This window comes from Pseudoalteromonas sp. TB64 (assembly GCF_000498095.1).
Lineage (GTDB): Bacteria > Pseudomonadota > Gammaproteobacteria > Enterobacterales > Alteromonadaceae > Pseudoalteromonas.
Map to the genome: position 1 here is coordinate 1 of NZ_AUTQ01000191.1, position 3154 is coordinate 3154.

Genomic DNA, 3154 nt, shown 5'->3' on the forward strand with positions numbered 1-3154 from the left:
CGCTGGGAAATTGAAAATAGCTATGGAGAAATAAAACACCAGATGCTTGAGGATAGTATTCTTTTGCGTAGTCAGACTGTGGATGGAGTCAATCAAGAGCTATGGGGTATATTGCTAGCCTACAATTTAATTCGAGTAGAGATAAGTCGAATAGCCAAAGAGGCTAAAGTCTCCCCGCTGAGAATTAGTTTTGTCATGGCTTTGCGGGATATACAGGATGAAATACTCTGGTGTGCCATCGCTTCGCCAGGTTCAATTCCAAAGAAATTAAGGGCAATGCGAGAACGAGTGAAACGTTATATTCTTCCAGAAAAAAGAAAACGGCCCAAAAGTAGGACCGTTCGAATTTCAAAAACTCGGTACACCATTAAGTCAAAGCATGCTTAACTGAATGGTGTTAGCTTTTAAAAGCGGCTTTTTTTATATTTAAAATTTGTATTTAATAATAAATATCTGAGATTATTTTTTTACTTGAGCGTCTAATGATTCGCCGTTTATTTCACTTGAATCGTCACTCATTAGGTATAAATATGTAGGCATTAAATCTTCTGGTGTAGCAAGTGCATCTCTGTCTTCACCTGGGTATGCTGCTGCGCGCATAGATGTGCGAGTAGCACCTGGGTTGATACAGTTTATACGAATATTAGTTTTACCTACTTCACATGCCCATGTTTGCATCATACCTTCTACTGCAAATTTTGAGATTGCGTATGGTCCCCAAAATTCTCGACCTTTTCTGCCAACACTTGATGAGGTAAAAATAACAGAAGCATTATTTGATTTACGTAACACAGGAAAAAGCGCTTTGGTGATCATTGCCTGAGCAGTAACATTTACTTTCATAATATTTTCAAAAGTAGATGAGCAAAAATGTTCAAGCGGACCGAGCGACCCTAAAATACCTGCATTGTTAAGTAGCCCATCAAGGCGACCAAACTGATATTCAATTGTTGCTGCAAGATCACGGTAGTTTTGTTTAGTTGCCCCTTTTAAATCCATAGGCACAATGGCAGGTTTAGGATGACCAGCATTAACAATTTCATCGTAAACACATTCAAGTTTATTTGTTGTTTTGCCCAATAAAATAACCGTAGCACCGTATTTAGCATATGTAATTGCTGCAACTCGACCAATGCCATCGCCAGCGCCAGTAATCAAAATAACTTTGTCTTTAAGTGCGTTTTCAGTTGCTTGATAGTTATGCATGAAAGTACCAATCTATAAATTTTTTTGAATTTTAACATAGCGAAACGTGAAGTAATCGAATTTATTGTAAAATAAGGTGGCGAAAACAGAAACTTTACGTTAAGTTTAACTGGTCTAATGTCTCATTAATATTCTGATTACATTGTTTTAACTTAATACACTGATTAAACACACTATAAAAATAAAATATGTGCGGAGCCAACAATATGAAAAAAATGCTACTCTCACTCTCAGTTACAGCTGCTTTAGCAGGTTGTGGCGGCGGAGAAACGTTAGAAGATGTTAAAAACGATACAGCCCCAGTCATTCCAACAGCGACTGTAAGCTTTGATCCCGCTAATGGCGTTATTTCTGTACCTAATGATTTATTAATGAGCGGTACTCAAGATGGGACTTTAAACATTCCTGGAGAATTAGATGACAACAATGTATCTATTTCTCGTGCAGCTTATGCAGACCCTCAACTTGCACTAGGTGCATTAGATGGCTGGTCTTCACAAGTTCCTTATAAAATTGATTTAACATTTCCACCAAATGTGAGTTTAGACGAAGCCTCTGCCGGTACACCTGGTACAGTAAGAATTTTTGAAGTGATAATGGGCGCGAGTTTAACTGATGCAGAATGCTCAGTAGTCGCTGCAGGCACTGCATGTAAGTTAGTAGGCGAACTTACTTTTGGTGTTGACTTTGTTACTCAGGCTTCTGGTAATGCCGTAGCTATTATTCCTTTAAAACCATTTACTGCTGGCAGTTCATATATAAATGTATTAACAACTGGACTTAAAGATTCGTTGGGGCGTTCTGTCGAGCCTTCTTCTACTTATGGGCTAGTTAAACAAGAAGCACCTTTGATCACTGAAGCCCAATTAGGTTTGCAAGGTGCGGTAAATAGTTACGAAAATGTAGTTGTTAGTTCTGGTGATATTACAAAAGATGATATTATTTTTTCTGGTTCGATGACTATTCAATCAGCAGGACCTGTACTTAGTACAATTAAAACCTTACTAGCTGCAAGTTTACAACAAGATGCACTTCCTACTCCGGTGCTGCAAGTACCAGAACAGCCATTGGTAAATGTACAACAAGTATTTGCTTCTCAAGGTGTAGAAGTATCGGGTGTATTTACTGGTGTGCAGTATCAAAAAGGTAGCATCATGTTACCAATGTACCTAGGGACACCAACAGGTACTGATATTAGTGATTTAAATGATACATATTGGCAAGGTATGTGTGACAACGCCGTAGTTTTACTTGGTTATAAAGCGATTGCAGGGGATGCTTTTCCGGCTGATCCTATTAGTGAAAATGATGCATTATGTTCAGCTTTAAGTGGCGGACAATTACGCGATTTAGGTTTAGATAGTACTCGTCATTTAACTAAATATAATACTATTCCAAAAGTACAAAGCATGGCGAATGTGCCGGTGCAAATTACAAAACCAATATTACCTATTATTAATGGTGTACGTGCACAGCTACAATTATCAGCTATTGAAATGCCTGAAAATGGTTGGCCTGTTGTTATTATGCAGCACGGTATAACGACCAATAAAGAAAGCATGCTGGCATTAACAGCTCAGCTTTCAATTCAAGGATTTGCAACGGTAGCGATTGATCATCCAAGACACGGCGAACGTGGTATTGATGTTGATGGCGATGGAAATGATGATTTTAATGCAACAACAGGTTCTGTACTTAGTTATATGAACTTAAGCTCATTGCTTGTTGCTAGAGACAGTTTACGCCAATCAGCAGCTGACTTATTAGGCTTGCGTTTGGGTTTGAATTTTATCAACGATACAACTATTAATAGTAGCGACGTAACGTATGTAGGGCATTCTTTAGGCTCTATTGTTGCTCCTGCTTTTATAGCCCAAGCAAATACCCCAATGGCTGAAACGATTGATCCATTGTTTAATGTTAACACTGTTGCGTTAGCAAGTGGCGG

At 38.5% G+C, this 3154-nt stretch carries 2 protein-coding genes and 1 pseudogene; 2 read left to right on the forward strand and 1 reads right to left on the reverse strand.

From position 1 onward, the window contains the following. Window positions 1-387: pseudogene (locus L647_RS1000000126260) on the forward strand (IS4 family transposase); the annotation flags it as partial. A gap of 72 nt (window positions 388-459) precedes the next feature. Here the strand turns inward: L647_RS1000000126260 and L647_RS0115975 are convergent. Beyond that, window positions 460-1206: a YciK family oxidoreductase gene (locus L647_RS0115975; protein WP_024611948.1), complete on the reverse strand. Its 747-nt coding sequence runs from the start codon at window positions 1204-1206 to the stop codon at window positions 460-462. A 206-nt stretch (window positions 1207-1412) separates the two neighbouring features. Between L647_RS0115975 and L647_RS0115980 the strand changes: the two genes are divergently transcribed. Continuing rightward, on the forward strand, window positions 1413-3154 hold a 1742-nt coding region (locus L647_RS0115980), incomplete at its 3' end, for a VolA/Pla-1 family phospholipase (protein ID WP_024611949.1).

Excerpts from the sequence above, each read along its gene's own strand:
- L647_RS0115975 (WP_024611948.1), bottom strand. The coding sequence starts at position 1,206 with ATGCATAACTATCAAGCAACTGAAAACGCACTTAAAGACAAAGTTATT.